We start from the raw sequence: 14,674 nt of genomic DNA, 5'->3' as shown, positions 1-14,674 counted from the left end.
TTAAATTGGGAAATAGCGTTGAGCTTTAGTATGACTTCATAAAATTGAGCGTCGCCACTTCCCTACGCCAGTATGAACTGGATCAGGTTCCAGGAATTATAAAGTCAGTTCTTTACTCTCAGCCTTAAACAAAGGCACTTCCAGTGGTTAAATATGAAATTAATTTACAAGATATTAAATGTTTCGTTTACAATATTTTACTACCTTTAATAAAAGACTTCAAATTTCTTTACAATTTCTATTAAGTAATTTGTAGATATCGTATTCATTTAAAAGTTATTATCATCATTTGCGAATCATTTTTAAACTTTAATTTGCCAAGTACATATTTAGAAACCATCTTTAAAAATCAATAACTAATGATTGCTAGTATATTGTGAGAATAGGGTGTAAGGGGCGCGGTAAAAGATATAAAGGTGTAAGATGCATCTAAAATACACAAAAAATTTTAAAAAGTTCAAAAAAAATTCACAAAAAGTATTGTAACCGTTTACACTACGTGCTATATTAATAAAAAATTGTAGCGCTACAACTTAATAGTTGTTTTAAAAATTGAAGTTAAAACAGTCACCAGAGGGGATTTCTGAAACATAACGACATCATAATAAGAAACAACAGAATACAAATGGAAGTAGGAAACAAATATGAAAGAAAAACGTAGTAATGTTCGTTGGTATTTTGCAATAGGGTTCTTCTTTATTGGGGTTATTGCTTACATGGATCGATCTAACATATCTTATATTGCAGTACCGATGATGAAAGATTTGGGGTTAACTAAGACACAATTTGGTTTATTAGCATCATTTTTCTCCCTAGGATATGCATTAATGCAAGTACCTTCGGGAATGTTAGCAGAGAAGTTTGGACCACGTAAAATGATTACTGTCGCTTTAGTTTGGTGGAGTGCATTTACTATCTTAACAGGGATGATTAAACACCATGGTTTACTTTACTTTATTAGATTCTTATTTGGTGTTGGTGAAGCGCCAATGTATCCATCCAATGCGGTTTTTAACTCTTTTTGGTTCGCTAAAAATGAAAAAGGTCGTGCATCTAGTGCGTTGTTAGCAGGTTCTTATTTTGGTCCAGTTTTAGCACCTATCATCACGATAGCCATTGTCAACGCTTTTAACTGGCAAGCCGTTTTCTACATTTTCGGGGTTGTAGGAATTTTAATGGCAGTTCTTTGGGCAATTATTGCTAAAGACTTACCAGAACAACATAAAATGGTAAACGATGCCGAGAAAAGATTTATTACTCAAAATCGTGATATTGTCGCGACTGAGAAATCTTTACCACCGTGGAAACGTTTTTTAAGTCATTTCAGTTTTTACGCAATCGCATTGCAATACTTTGTAGTTCAGTTTGTTATCGCGTTGTTCCTAATATGGTTACCAACATATTTAACTGAACAATATCATGTGAATTTCAAAGAAATGACTATCAGTGCATTACCTTGGTTATTTATGTTCTTCTTAATTTTATTTGCTGGAGCTATTTCAGACAAGATTTTGAATACAGGTCAATCACGTTTTGTTGCACGTGGCGTAATTGCCATTGCGGGATTTGTGGTATTCTCAATTTCAATTTTCTTAGCAGTACATACAGACAACTTATATGTAACCATTTTCTGGTTATCACTTTGTTTAGGTGGCGTAGGTATTTCTATGGGAATGAGTTGGGCTGCAGCCACTGACTTAGGTCGTAATTTCTCTGGAACTGTGTCAGGTTGGATGAACTTATGGGGAAATGTTGGCGCACTTATTAGTCCTTTACTTGCAGGAATTGTTGTAGATCATTTAGGATGGTCAATGACATTACAACTCTTAATTGTTCCGGCTATTATAGCAGCAATTCTATGGTTCTTCGTTAAACCAGATAAACCTCTTGTTGTTAGTGAAGAACACGTTAATAAATAATATTTTTTGAAACACATGCAATGACATTCATATCATTGCGTGTGTTTATTCTTTTATTATGTGGTATAGAACATGGAAGCGATAAGCGAATTGTTTTTTTAATCAGTTATAAACTGCTAAACTTATAATTAATATGTATAGGAGTTGACTAAAATGATTATTATTAACGCAAAATTAAAAATCGATGGTAATAAACGCGAAGATTATTTAAAACTTATGAATGAATTAGTCATAAATTCTAGAAAAGAAGAAGGTAATTTATTCTATCATCATTACGAAGATGTAACTGAGGAAAATGTCTTTGTCGTAGTTGAAAACTATAAAGACGAACAAGCGGTTCAAGCACACAATCAATCAGATCACTTTAAAGTTTTTAGTGATAATATTAGTCAATATTTAATTGAAGAACCTCAAATTGATGTAAGTCAACCTATTCAATTATAATCACAATCTGTACTTACTCTAAAGTGACAATGTGATAAAATAATAACTAAATATCATAATTCTCAACAATGTTGATGAAGGACAGAACAATAAATGTATGAAGTATATGTTCTGTCCTTTTTTAATTGAATTTGTGGGATGTTAGAGAAAGGAAGATTGGGATGCAACAAATCATTAACTCTTTGATACACTTCGACCGTTCAAAAATTGATATAGCTAAAGGAATACGACAAGGATTTTTAATGATACTACCAGCATTGATAGGTTACTTATTAGGATTCCCTATGTTTGGTATTTTAATATCAACAGGTACGCTAGCACATGTCTACGTTTTTAGTGGATCACCGCAATCTATGTTAAAAACAGTCATCACATGTTCACTATCATTTACTATTTGCATGATTCTTGGCACCTTAACAGTGTCTCAGCCTATTTTATTTGGATTACTATTACTGATTGTTGTTACAATCCCATATTATACGTTTAATGCGCTAAAAATCGCTGGTCCATCATCGACATTCTTTTTAGTAACGTTTTGCTTATCTATAAACTTACCGATAGCCCCAGAAGAAGCGCTTTTACGTGGATCTGCAATTCTCATTGGTGGTATGTTGGCAACCATAACAGTAATTTTAACAATCATATTTGCTAAAGAGAAAGCAGAAGACAGAGCAATTCATGCGGATTTTAAAACATTACATAACTTGCTACATCATTTTGATGAGCCAGAGGATTTCAAAGCATATGCTCGAAATGCTGTTACAGAATTTAGAAATTCTGAAAAACTTTTAATTACTTCAACATCAGGTGGTAATGGAAAATTAAGTAAAAGGTTTCAGAAATTAATTTTATTACACACATCAGCACAAGGGATATATTCAGAATTACTAGAACTCAATGAAAATCATATTCGTCCATTACCAAATGACTTAGTTGAAATGATGGATCATATTATTAAAAGTGTTCAACAACCTAAACAATATCGACCGTGGTCAAAAGTTGTTGATGTGGCACCAGAATTTCAAAATTTAATGGATCATATTTTGAAAATAGATGAAATGATTCACGCAAACGATAATCAAATTAAATATGAAGCAGATATTCGCAAGCCTTTATATAGCAAGCGAATATATCAAAATCTAACTTTCGACTCAATTGTATTTAGAAATGCTTTGCAATATACAGTTATTATGGCAGTGGCTATATTTATTGCTCTAGCATTTAACATTCAAAAAGCGTATTGGGTGCCATTGTCAGCGCATACCATCATGTTAGGTAATGTGACAACGATTCGTACGTTAGACAGGTCAATTGCTAGAGGTATTGGAACAATAATAGGGACTATTGTTTTGTCGGGAATCTTGGCATTTCATATCGATCCTATTTTCGCTATTATCATTATGGGATTTTCAGCCATGATGACGGAAGCGTTTGTGGCATCTAACTATGCATTTGCAGTTATTTTTATTACGACACAGGTCATTATGCTCAATGGTCTAGCCTCTCAAAATTTAAATATTGAGATAGCATACACTCGAATTATTGACGTTCTAATAGGTATAGCTATTGCAGTTATTGGTATATTCATACTCGCGCGTAAAACTGCATCCTCAATGTTATCTGATGCTATTGCCGAATTGGTACGTAAAGAAGGTATTTTATTTCATTATTTATTTTCAAAAAATAAACAGGAAACGAATGAACGTGATAGGGTAGAAAGTTTAAATTTAAACGTCAAAATCAGTAATGTGACACAGATTTACAATTCAGCGAATGGTGAATTGTTTAGTAATAAAGAAGCGGTAAGGTATTACTATCCAAGTATATTTGCTCTAGAGGAAATAAGTTTTATGCTAGAGCGTGCCATGAATAATAAACACCGACAAACAATAAATGATGATTTAATGGGTGAATATTTAGTTGTATTTGAAAATATAGCTAAGCATTTCCAATTTCAAGCAGATTTAAATCTTAGAGACATGCAAGCATTACCTCAATACAATTACATCCGTGCTTCCCTTATGAATATACAACGTAATTGTGCTGAACAACGTCAGGCCATCACAAAAGATTAATTAGTACAGATGTCTCGTATTGTTTAATTAAACAAATTTAGTGGTAAGGTGTAGTAAATTATTGAGGAGGTAAGACGATGCCTTGGACGATGCAAGATTATCCTCAAAGTTGGAAAAACTTTGAAGAACTCGAACGGAAAAAAGCGATTGATATTGGTAATGCGATGCTCAAAGATGGCTATAAAGAATCTGATGTGATACCCATTGCTACAAATCAAGCTGAAAAATGGTATCAACATGCTTCAAAAGAAGAATTAGAGACGTTAAAAAACAAACATATCACGCAACATCAAGAAGATGAATCAGCTAATCCTAAACTTAACGAAGAAAATGTTCATGTATATTATGAAGATCAGTTATGGAAAGTAAAATCTACAGAGGCTAAACGAGCTTCAGATACATTTGATACAAAATCTGAAGCAGTTAACCGTGCACAACATATCGCAGAGAATAAAGGTACCAAAGTGATTGAGCATCGAAAAGATGAGTGATTTTAAACAAAGTAATGGCGATGAATTTATGTTGAAGTGATAACTTCATATAAACATTTGGTATTGTAATATAAAAGCTAATAAATATATGAAATTGACTTATCGATGATTAAAAGCATGAATGAATGTTACCTGAGACAATTATTGTTGTCTCAGTTTTTTTATCTATAAATGATATATGATACAACTGTAATATGACATAAAATTTCTATATTAAATTTTAATTCGCTATAATGGGTTTGAAAAGAAATCGGAGGTTGAGAAAGATGTATGTAGAGAGAAAGCCTGCACTTTATATCGAAGATTTACGAGACGAATTCAAAAATAGCTTAAAACATTTTAAAGATGATGATGAAGCATTTAATACATTAGTTGGATTTGTGGAACTGGACCACCTATATTCTTCAGCACTTAAAGAAATAAGTACAAAATTAAGTATTTTAGATGATAACTTTAACTATCAATATAAACACAATCCAATTCATCATATGGAACGACGAGTAAAAGAGATGCACAGTTTAGTTAAAAAGTTGAATCGTAAAGGATTTGAAGTAAGTGCACAAAGTGCTAAAGATAACATTATGGATATTGCTGGTATACGTGTCGTATGTAACTATTTAGATGATGTTTATGTCATTGAAAAAATGTTATTAAGACAAGAAGATGTTAAATTATTAAAACGTAAAGATTATATCACACATCCTAAAGAAAACGGCTATCGAAGTTTACATATCGTCGTATCTATTCCAGTATTTTTAGCAGATTCAGTAGAAGTAACACCAGTAGAAATACAAATTCGTACAATCGGCATGGATATGTGGGCAAGTTTAGAACACAAAATTCGTTATAAAAATGATACAGACACTGAAAAATATAAAGGATTATTAGAGCAATGTGCATCAGAAATTACAAATGTAGAAAGTAAAATGCAACAAATACATTCAGAAATTTCAAATCGAGAGAAGTAGCGTGAGTTTTTGTTTTAAATCATATAGGAGAAATTAAAAAACGGTAATTTTCTTGTTAATACAAAGAAAATTACCGTTTACTATATTATTTCATTTAAATTATGATTAATATTTTAATTCTAATCTTTATTTAGCTTGTTTTTATGTCTATATATGAATTGATTAATGATAAAATCTGCAATTATCATTAGTGAAATCATAATGAGTAAGCTCATTGTTACATCACTAGTGAAATGTGCACCAATACGAATTCTGCTCAATGCCATTAAAATGCTATAACATAATCCGATACTAAACACTATTTTTTGAGTGCGTAATTTTTTAAAGTAAAATGCGATAAACATTAGAAATGCACCATTTCCAGTATGTCCTGAAGGGAAGGAACTATGTCCAGTGTTTCCATTAATTGTGAGCCAGTGAGTGAAATGTCCAGCTTTGTCAGTGATTTCATATGGTCTAAAACGTCCCCACAAATGTTTCAAGCTATCAACAAGTTCTAATCCAATAAATAAAATCATAAAGCTAATAAGTGAAACTTTGAATAAATGATCAAGTTCTTGGTTATTTGTATGTTTTAACCAAAACTGATAACAAATAAAAGTGATAATTATAATGATAATCAAAGAAATAAAGAAACTCATTCCTAAAGATAAAGCATTTCCGGCGTTTCCTTCATTATTTGCCATACCCATTGGCTTATGATTTTTGATGTTTTCTGATGTAGATAACATATATTGAGCAGTTTCTGACACGAATTCATTGGTTTTTATCAACGTAAAGATAAAAGATAAAATCAAAGTTAACGTTTTTGCTAATTTATTTTTAAAAGTCTTAAAAATATAATAATTTAAAATTACAGTTGAAATAATTAATATGAGCGTAGGTGGAAATAAACCGTAGTTTTGAAATAAAGTACCGAAAATTGAATTCTGATTCATGAAATAATGTGAGATAGGTTGATCAATAAGTAGAGAAATTAAAAGAATGCTTATTAAGATACCTATAGTAATAAGTGATAATTTTTTTGAAATAACCATGAAATGCCTCCCTAGATGATGAAAATGTAAATGATGTTGTGTAAAACGTATTAATTATTTATCAGCAACGTTCGTTTCCTAGTATTAAGAATAGTAAGAAAATGTTAATTAAGTATGAGTATAATATTAATTTTTTATTAAGCGTTTTGGTGTGATTCAAATTGTTTAAACTTATTTAAATAGAAAGATCAGTTTTAAATATGTAGTAACATAAAGAGGACAGACATATGATTAGTATAATTATAAAAAATTAAATTATATGATATTATTATATTAATTAATGTATTAAGAATAAGAGGATGTATATGATTAAGCAAAATTTTACAACTAAAGTTTATCCACTTAAACAATTTGAGGGAGAATATAGTGAAGTTGCCTACGCAGGAGATAGCCAAGCTGATGATGTGATTGTATTTATTCATGGTGCACTCTTAACATATAAAATTATGACGATGTTCGAGCCTTACTTCAGAGATTACAAATTAATATTTATTAATAGTCCAAGTCGTGGTAAAAGTACAGATTTAGATCGTGACACACATACATTAGATGATTACGCTGCACGTATATATGATGTATTAACGCAAATTGTTAAGGAGCAACAGATAAAAGAACTGAGTATTGTTGGTTATTCAATGGGAGGAATGATTGCGACACGATTACTTAAGTATAATACATTACCAGTATCTCATCTTATTTATTTACATAGCGCAGCGAAAATTACTCCAGATGCGAGTATGTTAGCACGATTATTCACTAGTGAGAGTAAGCGAGCAGTGTTAAAAGATGAAATTAAGGCAGTAAAAAATCTTCCTCAATATATACTTGATAAAACGATTTATGCACAAAAGGAAAACGCACTTGATTTGGTACAATTTATTGCACCTATTAAAACTATAATTACGGATATGATTTACACGATTAATACAGATTATTTACCAGATATCGATGAGATTAAACAATTTCCGAAAATATTATTTATGTCTGGAAAAGAAGATCAAATTATTCCTTATACGGATTCTCAAGCTACGTTAGAAAAATTTAAGGCGTTAGGTGGAGAAACTAAAGAAGTTATTTATCCAGGAATTGGTCATATAGATTTCCCGAGTGTTTTAGAAACCCAATCGGATGGACAAACTGGCGTGGTAGATGAAATTAAAGCGTGGATTTCCAAAAAATAAGACGTCCGGACGTCTAGAAATGAATAAAGTTATTGATAATGACGTAACGTTATCGAGTATGCTTTGACTAGGAGGTGAGATGTCTATGTCGATTTATACTTCAGGAGATATAGCTCATAAATGCCATGTGTCAACACGCACTATTCAGTACTACGATAAACAAGAAATCTTATCGCCAAATTATACTTCTGAAACTAACAGACGCTTTTACACTGATAAGGAAGTGGAGAAACTTGAACTGATTTTATTTCTTAAGGAAATAGGTTGCACAATTAAAGAAATTAAAGTGTTATTACAAGAAGACTCATCAATGAAGACGCTTTACACTCTTCTTCAAATCAAAAAGCATGAGATACAACAGTCAATAACAGTTAAAGAAAACAAGGTACGTAAAATAGAGCAAATTCAGCGCTATGTTCATCAAAATTCAATATCTCCAATTTATTATTTACAAGATATAGCTACTTATATGGAAGAATCTCATAGACGCAAATATGTTAGAAAGAAATTATGGTTAAGTATAGCTCTGATTGGTTCATTACAATATGGTGGTTTGATCACTTCAATTGTAACTAAAAGGAAAAAGCCTTTTTTGTCGATGATGCCTGTTGTAGCTATGTATTCACTTTGGTTAACAAAAAAGTATAAAAAGAATGTTTCATATGTCTGTCCTAATTGCCACCATGTGTTTAATCCTAGTGTCATTAAATTTGTAACAGCATCACATACACCTTAAACTAGAAAGCTTCAATGTCCTGATTGTCACGAAATACATTATTGTGTAGAAATTGCTAAGCAATGAATGCAATTTGGATATATTAATAAAAATTCATTTATGCTACATGACGCAAAGCATAAAAATAGCCTGAGACGAATAGTCTTAGGCTATTTTTATATATAGCACACGACTGAATAGGACATATGCGCATCGTAATCAATGATTGAGCACACTTAGGATATTAGTCGATTTGTTCTTGACCACGTTTATTCCAAGTTAAAATGAAACATAACATAGCGAGTATGCTGATGACTGTTAATAACACAAAGCCAATATGCCATCCAAAATGTTGAACTACAAACCCTAATACAATATTAGCCATAACTGCACCGAACAAGTATCCAAATAGACCAGTTAGACCAGCCGCAGTGCCAGCTGCTTTTTTAGGAACATAATCTAACGCTTGTAAACCAATTAACATGACTGGACCATAAATTAGGAAACCAATACCAATTAATGAAAGATTATCTAACCATGCGTGACCTGGTGGATTTAACCAATATATAAGGATAAAGATTGTTACGCCTAACATAAAGAAGAAGCCTGCTGGACCACGACGACCTTTAAATAGTTTGTCAGATAGATAACCACAAAGTAGTGTGCCAGGAATTCCTGCCCATTCGTATAAGAAGTAAGCCCAACCAGAAGCACTTAAATCAAAATGCTTTTCCTCACTTAAGTATGTCGGTGCCCAGTCCAAAACACCATAACGCACAAAATAAACGAAAATGTTTGTAAAAGCAATCGCCCATACCCATTTGTTATTAAGTACATATTTAAACAATATTTCTTTCGTAGTTAATTCTGTTTCAATTGTTTGTTTAGTTGAAGTGGCATAATCATTTTTATACTGCTCAATTGGTGGTAACCCCTGAGATTGTGGTGTATCTCTAATAAGTATGTAAGAAAAGATGGCAATAACGATAGCCAATAGTGCAGGGTATATAAAGACGCCTTCAAACCCTTTTAAATAACCGAAGTTGTATAATGCAGTCATGGAAATACCCCACGTAGCAATAGGTGCCATTAAACCTCCGCCTACATTATGTGCTACATTCCATATTGACGTTTTGCTTCCGCGTTCGCTGACACTAAACCAATGAACTAACACACGTCAAGATGGTGGCCAACCCATTCCTTGGAACCAACCAACTAAAAACAGCATGATAAACATTATAGTTATGCTTGAAGTAAAGAATGGAATAAATCCTAATAATAAGTTAATAATTGCTGTCAATACTAAACCTAAAGTTAAGAACATTCGAGCATTACTTCGATCGCTGACAGTTCCCATTACAAATTTACTAAAGCCATATGCGATAGATACTGCAGATAATGCAATACCTAATTCCCCTTTACTAAAGCCTTGCTCAATTAATGAAGGCATTGCTAAAGAGAAGTTCTTTCTTAATAAATAGTAACCAGCATAACCGATAAATATTCCTAAAAAGACTTGAAAGCGTAGTCTTTTATACGTATCATCTATTTTTTCTGATGGCAATGATTTGATATGTCTAGCTGGTTTTAAGAAATTAAACATGTTATAACCTCCTAATCGTATGATGATGTATAAAACTGAAAAATAATTACGAGTAAATTTTAAGTATCCAAGTAAGCGTTGTCAATATAATTATATTTTTTTATGAAATATAAAATATATAATTGAATAATAAGAAACAAGCAATAAGTAAGTATGGTTTAAGTGTATTTTACATTATTTTATAAATTGTATTGAGAGGAAGGAAAGTGAACGAATCAAAGATGGATGTAAATAATTCTAAGAAATATTTTGTTGAATTGTGTTTAAAATGTCAAAACACCTAAAAGAAAGCGCTTGCAAAACAAAAATTTGAATATTAACATACTTGTATACAAGTAGAGGGACATTGAATTGAGGTGGATAGAACGTGACGTATGGTTATCCGAAAAAGTGGAAGGAAAACATGACTTCAGGACAAGTAATAGCTGCTGAGTTACGTTTAGGAATAGTGAATGGCGAAATTGAATCCCATATACAACTAAGTGAAAATCAAGTTGCACAACAATTTAATGTGAGTCGTTCACCAGTCAGAGATGCATTTAAGTTACTTCAAACAGATCAACTGATTCAATTAGAACGTATGGGCGCACAGGTTCTTCCTTTTGGTGATCAAGAGAAAAAGGAAATGTATGATTTGCGCTTGATGCTCGAATCATTCGCCTTTTCAAAATTAAGTGGAACAGATACACAATATATTGTTAAGGAAATGAAAAAGCAATTAGAAATGATGAAGGTTGCAGTCCAATTTGAGGATGCTGAAGCATTTACACAACATGATTTTGAGTTTCACGAGGTGATGATTCAAGCAACAAATCATCAGTATCTTAAAGTGTTTTGGAATCACCTTAAACCTGTTATGGAATCACTCATACTCATTTCAATGAGACAAAGAATGGCAAATGACCCTAAAGATTTCGATAGAATTCATAGTAATCATCAAGTTTTTATAGATGCTGTTGAGAACGATGATGCCTCCATATTGAGAAAAGCATTCCATTTAAATTTTGATGATGTAGGAGAAAATATTGAAGCTTTCTGGTTACGTTAATTTATAGAAAAGAGGGATGAATATGAAATATATGATTGGTGTAGATATGGGGACAACGAGTACGAAGGCTGTGCTATATGATGAAAAAGGCAAGTTTATAATGAAACATAATATTGGCTATGACTTACATACACCAAACGTAGATGTGTCGGAAGAAAATCCTGATGAAATATTTGATGCTGTGCTTATGACGGTTAAATATATTGTAAGAGAATCTGGCATCGCAAAAGAAGATATTAAATTTATTTCCTTGAGTACGCAAATGCATAGTTTGATTGCTATGAACGCGGATAATCAACGTTTAACTGAAAATATCACTTGGGCTGACAATCGAGCGAATGATTATGCTGATTTAATAGAAAAATCATATGGCGGTTTTGAATTGTATCAACGAACGGGTACACCGATTCATCCTATGTCACCATTATCTAAAATCTTTTGGATGAGACATGAGGAACCGGAAATATTTAAACAAACAGCTATGTTTGCAGATTTAAAAACATACGTACTGTTTCAATTATATGAGCGATTCGTCATTGATTATTCTTTAGGATCAGCTACAGGTATGATGAACTTAGAACAATTAGATTGGGATCATAAAGCTTTAGAATTGTTAGGTATTGAAAAAAATCAATTACCACAACTTGTTCCAACCACACATATTTTAACTGGAATGAAAAAACGCTACGCAACGTTGATGGGTGTTGATGAGCAAACGCCTGTGATTGTCGGAGCGAGCGATGGCGTATTATCTAACTTAGGTGTAAATAGCTATCAAAAAGGTGAAGTTGCTGTAACTATTGGCACATCGGGCGCAATTCGTACGGTAATTAATCAGCCAAAAACAGACGAGAAGGGGCGTATTTTCTGTTATATTCTCGATAAAGATCAATATGTGATTGGCGGTCCCGTCAATAATGGTGGTGTCGTTTTGAGATGGTTACGAGATGAAATTTTAGCGAGTGAAGTTGAAACGGCTAAAAGGTTGGGGGTCGATCCTTATGATGTGTTAACTCAGATTGCCAGCAGAGTAAAACCAGGTGCAGAAGGATTGATTTTTCATCCCTATTTAGCTGGAGAGCGCGCACCATTGTGGAATGCTGACGCAAGGGGTTCATTCTTCGGATTGACATTATCTCACAAGAAAGAGCATATGATCCGTGCAGCATTGGAAGGTGTACTGTATAACTTATATACGGTTTATCTTGCATTAATTGAAGTGATGAATGAAACACCGACAACAATTAAAGCGACGGGTGGTTTTGCTAAAAGTGAAATTTGGCGACAAATGATGGCAGATATTTTTGATACAGACTTAATCGTACCTGAAAGCTACGAAAGTTCATGTCTAGGTGCATGTGTACTTGGAATGAAAGCTCTAGGAGAAATAGATGATTTTTCAGTCATTAAAGATATGGTTGGTACAACACATGCCCATGAACCTAACCAAGAAACAGTTGCCATCTACCAACAACTTGTCACCATTTTTATTAACATTAGTCGTTCTATGACTGAGAACTACAATGATATTGCGAATTTCCAACGAGAACATTTAAATGATTAATTGATTATATATTATATGAATAATAAACAAGAGAAAGAAGGGGAATGCGATGTTTGGAGAGATTTGGCCACTCATCAGTGTTGTATTAGGAATTATTATCTTATTAACATTAATTATTGGATTGAAACTTAATACATTTATTTCATTAATCATTACTTCAATGATAACTGCGTTATTATTAGGTATGCCACTTAACAAAATTATGGAAACCATTGAAAATGGTATGGGTAGTACGCTAGGTCACATTGCTTTAATCTTTGGCTTAGGTGCGATATTAGGTAAATTATTAGCCGATGGCGGTGGCGCAACACGTATTGCTGATACACTTATTGCAAAGTTTGGTCAGAAACATGTTCAATGGGCTTGATAGCAGCATTTATCGTTGGTATTGCGCTATTTTTTGAAGTAGGTCTTGTACTATTAATCCCACTCGTATTTACAGTAGCTAAACGCGCAAATGTATCAATATTAAAGTTGGGACTACCAATGGTCACAGCGTTATCCGTTACACACGGATTCTTACCACCGCATCCTGGACCCGTTGTCATCGCTAAAGAGCTTAAAGCGAATATTGGTGAAGTTTTGTTATATGGTATGATTATTGCTATTCCTATAACACTTATTTCAGGTCCACTCTTTAATCGATTTGCGCAAAAGATGGTTCCAACAGCGTATACGAGAGAAGGGGATATTTCTTCTTTAGGTACTCAAAAGGAATTTAAAGAAGAAGAGATGCCAGGTTTCGGAATAAGTTTATTAACTGCTATGTTACCTATTATTCTTATGTTGATTTCTACAATTGTGCAACTGATTACAGGACACGAAGAAGCAACAAATGTATTCGAACAAATTGTTTATTTCATAGGAACTGCTGGTACTGCAATGCTTATCGCAGTGATATTTGCAATCTTTACGATGGGAACGAAGCAACAACGAAAAATGGAAGACATTATGAAATCAGTTACGCAAGCTATTTATCCAATCGGCATGATGTTACTCATCATCGGTGGTGGTGGTACATTTAAACAAGTATTCATCGATGGTGGCGTAGGTGATACAATCGCTAAGATGTTTGAAGGAACAAGCATGTCACCCATTTTATTAGCATGGATTGTAGCTGCAGTCTTAAGGGTTTCATTAGGATCAGCTACAGTTGCTGCCGTATCAACAACAGGCATTGTGTTACCACTTTTAGAACATTCAGATGTTAATGTAGCTTTGGTCGTTCTTGCAATAGGTGCAGGTAGCGTAATTCTCTCTCACGTCAATGATGCAGGATTCTGGATGTTTAAAGAATATTTTGGGCTGACAGTTAAAGAAACATTTTTAACATGGTCGTTATTAGAGACAATTATTTCAGTATCAGGTATTTTATTTATTTTATTTATCAGTTTATTTGTATAGAGAAAAATTTCCTGCCGCTCTCATTTTAAAAATATAGCGAGTGTTTTTCAGTGGATGTCTGTCACCGATATATTTAAAATAAAGTTAATTTCTTTTCGAGTATTTTTAATTTCTAACTCAATTCTTGATTAAGTTAATGTTAATATTGAAAAAGATTGTGGTGAAAAAACACTACTATGAAAGCATTTTAAATAGTGATACACTTTATTAAGAGTTTAATTACGT

At 32.7% G+C, this 14,674-nt stretch carries 9 protein-coding genes, 3 pseudogenes and 1 riboswitch; of the genes and pseudogenes, 10 read left to right on the top strand and 2 right to left on the bottom strand.

Features of this window, described 5'->3' with window-relative positions; genetic code table 11:
* Window positions 1–42: 42 nt before the first annotated feature.
* Window positions 43–152, bottom strand: a riboswitch (TPP riboswitch).
* Window positions 153–644: 492 nt separating this feature from the next.
* The 5 genes from HMPREF2897_RS10025 to HMPREF2897_RS10005 all read left to right on the top strand — a co-directional run bounded on the left by HMPREF2897_RS10025 (window position 645) and on the right by HMPREF2897_RS10005 (window position 5,897).
* Window positions 645–1,919, top strand: coding sequence for a pyruvate MFS transporter (locus tag HMPREF2897_RS10025; protein WP_002458193.1), 1,275 nt, complete (start codon window positions 645–647; stop codon window positions 1,917–1,919).
* A gap of 153 nt (window positions 1,920–2,072) precedes the next feature.
* Window positions 2,073–2,363 (top strand): putative quinol monooxygenase, encoded by a 291-nt coding sequence (locus HMPREF2897_RS10020; protein WP_049387055.1) that lies wholly within the window; start codon window positions 2,073–2,075, stop codon window positions 2,361–2,363.
* A gap of 161 nt (window positions 2,364–2,524) precedes the next feature.
* The gene (locus tag HMPREF2897_RS10015; RefSeq protein WP_002490644.1) at window positions 2,525–4,438 is read left to right on the top strand and encodes an FUSC family protein; all 1,914 of its coding nucleotides are present in this window, start codon (window positions 2,525–2,527) and stop codon (window positions 4,436–4,438) included.
* Window positions 4,439–4,515: 77 nt separating this feature from the next.
* Complete coding sequence (locus HMPREF2897_RS10010) at window positions 4,516–4,929, top strand: DUF2188 domain-containing protein (protein WP_002458190.1); 414 nt, start codon at window positions 4,516–4,518, stop codon at window positions 4,927–4,929.
* A 266-nt stretch (window positions 4,930–5,195) separates the two neighbouring features.
* Complete coding sequence (locus HMPREF2897_RS10005) at window positions 5,196–5,897, top strand: GTP pyrophosphokinase (protein ID WP_002438184.1); 702 nt, start codon at window positions 5,196–5,198, stop codon at window positions 5,895–5,897.
* Between the two features lie 119 nt (window positions 5,898–6,016).
* On the opposite strand, the gene HMPREF2897_RS10000 is transcribed toward HMPREF2897_RS10005, so the two are convergent.
* Window positions 6,017–6,934, bottom strand: a complete 918-nt coding sequence (locus HMPREF2897_RS10000; RefSeq protein WP_070593110.1) for a phosphatase PAP2 family protein — start codon at window positions 6,932–6,934, stop codon at window positions 6,017–6,019.
* A 305-nt stretch (window positions 6,935–7,239) separates the two neighbouring features.
* Here HMPREF2897_RS10000 and HMPREF2897_RS09995 point away from each other — a divergent pair, with 305 nt between their 5' ends.
* Together HMPREF2897_RS09995 and HMPREF2897_RS09990 are read left to right on the top strand one after the other, a co-directional pair.
* Entirely contained in the window at window positions 7,240–8,115 is an 876-nt protein-coding gene (locus HMPREF2897_RS09995; protein ID WP_002495957.1) for an alpha/beta fold hydrolase, read from the top strand.
* Between the two features lie 85 nt (window positions 8,116–8,200).
* Window positions 8,201–8,917, top strand: a pseudogene (locus tag HMPREF2897_RS09990) (MerR family transcriptional regulator).
* A 157-nt stretch (window positions 8,918–9,074) separates the two neighbouring features.
* On the opposite strand, the pseudogene glpT reads toward HMPREF2897_RS09990, so the two are convergent.
* Window positions 9,075–10,433, bottom strand: a pseudogene (gene glpT, locus HMPREF2897_RS09985) (glycerol-3-phosphate transporter).
* A 367-nt stretch (window positions 10,434–10,800) separates the two neighbouring features.
* Between glpT and HMPREF2897_RS09980 the strand changes: the two are divergent.
* From HMPREF2897_RS09980 to HMPREF2897_RS09970, 3 genes and pseudogenes are all read left to right on the top strand, one after another.
* Window positions 10,801–11,481 carry a GntR family transcriptional regulator gene (locus HMPREF2897_RS09980; protein WP_070593108.1) on the top strand — a complete coding sequence of 227 codons (681 nt, stop codon included), beginning with the start codon at window positions 10,801–10,803 and terminating at the stop codon, window positions 11,479–11,481.
* Window positions 11,482–11,503: 22 nt separating this feature from the next.
* Window positions 11,504–13,045 carry a gluconokinase gene (gene gntK / locus HMPREF2897_RS09975; RefSeq protein WP_070593106.1) on the top strand — a complete coding sequence of 514 codons (1,542 nt, stop codon included), beginning with the start codon at window positions 11,504–11,506 and terminating at the stop codon, window positions 13,043–13,045.
* A 49-nt stretch (window positions 13,046–13,094) separates the two neighbouring features.
* Window positions 13,095–14,449, top strand: a pseudogene (locus tag HMPREF2897_RS09970) (gluconate:H+ symporter).
* Window positions 14,450–14,674: the final 225 nt, after the last annotated feature.

Origin of the sequence: Staphylococcus sp. HMSC065D05 (assembly GCF_001813195.1) — a bacterium.
Lineage (GTDB): Bacteria > Bacillota > Bacilli > Staphylococcales > Staphylococcaceae > Staphylococcus > Staphylococcus epidermidis.
This window is presented reverse-complemented; position numbering and strand designations above follow the sequence as displayed.

Coding starts and splice junctions, on each gene's coding strand:
- HMPREF2897_RS09995 (WP_002495957.1), top strand. CDS start 7,240: ATGATTAAGCAAAATTTTACAACTAAAGTTTATCCACTTAAACAATTT.
- HMPREF2897_RS10000 (WP_070593110.1), bottom strand. CDS start 6,934: ATGGTTATTTCAAAAAAATTATCACTTATTACTATAGGTATCTTAATA.
- HMPREF2897_RS10020 (WP_049387055.1), top strand. CDS start 2,073: ATGATTATTATTAACGCAAAATTAAAAATCGATGGTAATAAACGCGAA.
- HMPREF2897_RS10025 (WP_002458193.1), top strand. CDS start 645: ATGAAAGAAAAACGTAGTAATGTTCGTTGGTATTTTGCAATAGGGTTC.
- HMPREF2897_RS10015 (WP_002490644.1), top strand. CDS start 2,525: ATGCAACAAATCATTAACTCTTTGATACACTTCGACCGTTCAAAAATT.
- HMPREF2897_RS10010 (WP_002458190.1), top strand. CDS start 4,516: ATGCCTTGGACGATGCAAGATTATCCTCAAAGTTGGAAAAACTTTGAA.
- gntK (WP_070593106.1), top strand. CDS start 11,504: ATGAAATATATGATTGGTGTAGATATGGGGACAACGAGTACGAAGGCT.
- HMPREF2897_RS10005 (WP_002438184.1), top strand. CDS start 5,196: ATGTATGTAGAGAGAAAGCCTGCACTTTATATCGAAGATTTACGAGAC.